A 1,051-nucleotide genomic window follows, 5' to 3' on the forward strand; every position below is an offset into this window, starting at 1 on the left:
GTTTTGAGGGGCAGCACCTATCTCTCCAAGGTATGAGTTATATCTGCGGCGTTTGGGCTTGGCCACGATCAACCCTTCCTGCTTCATCAGCCGACGCACCACCTTCTCTGAGATGCCCGTGCACTCCTTGAGCAAGGATGCCTGCACTCTGCGATATCCATAGCAACGGTAGTTGTTGTCGAAGATCTCGGTGATGCTTCGGCGTACATCCAAGTATTTGTCAGCCAGCTTCAGCCGGGCACGATGGTAAAAATACGAGCTTCTAGCAAGTCCAACAAGAGAAAGTAGTTCTGGCAATTCATACTGCCCGTGCAACGCGTCAACCAGCACAGCCTTATCTTTGTTTGCCAGCCTATGCAGATCAATGTCAGCCCCATTTTTTAAGATTTCATGGGCCTGCTTGAGAAGCTCACGTTCTATCTTCAGCCGCCGAACATCCTGGCGCAATGATTCAACTTGGCGCCTGAGTGCTGCTTCATCCAACACTGGTGATCGCTTTGGACTGTGTTTCATTGCGACAGGGGCACAAGGGCCAAGCAACTGATTTTTCCAGTTGTACAAGGTCCCCCTACATACCCCTAACTTGTCCGCAATCTCCTGTGCACTTGATTGGCGGGAACACAGTTGCACCACTCCCTCACACATCAAGGCATCAGGCTTTGTAGCCGGCCAAGATCTGCCCACTATCGATTTGCTGGTCTCGGGGCAGTCGTGCCGAACCCACGCAGTCAACGTTCCTCGACCCGGGTAACCCAAAGCCCTCATCGTTGCTGCAATACAGCGATCGTGCGCGAGGTAATGAGCAACCGCAACCTGTCTTTGCTGCAGCGAATATTTTGGTGCCCTTGGCGCTTGGCTCGCTGGCAAATCCTGATGCTTCAGGTAGTGCTGATACCAGCCTTTCAATGCGTTCTTGGTTGGGTATCCCAACTGGCGAATTGTGGCTCTGACACGCAAGCCAAGCTTGATGTAAAGCTCAACTGCAAGAATCCTGTCTTCGTATGAGTACATGAACTACCTCCTGGTAGTCCAAGTTTTTGTCCGCATCCCC

At 52.0% G+C, this 1,051-nt stretch carries 1 protein-coding gene; it reads right to left on the minus strand.

Annotated elements, in window-relative coordinates:
• A partial coding sequence (locus ACWGXF_RS24345; protein WP_452102602.1) for an IS3 family transposase occupies positions 1–1,011 on the minus strand: 1,011 nt, incomplete at its 3' end.
• Between the last annotated feature and the right edge of the window lie 40 nt (positions 1,012–1,051).

The sequence above is a fragment of the Comamonas sp. HJ-2 genome, from assembly GCF_053615495.1.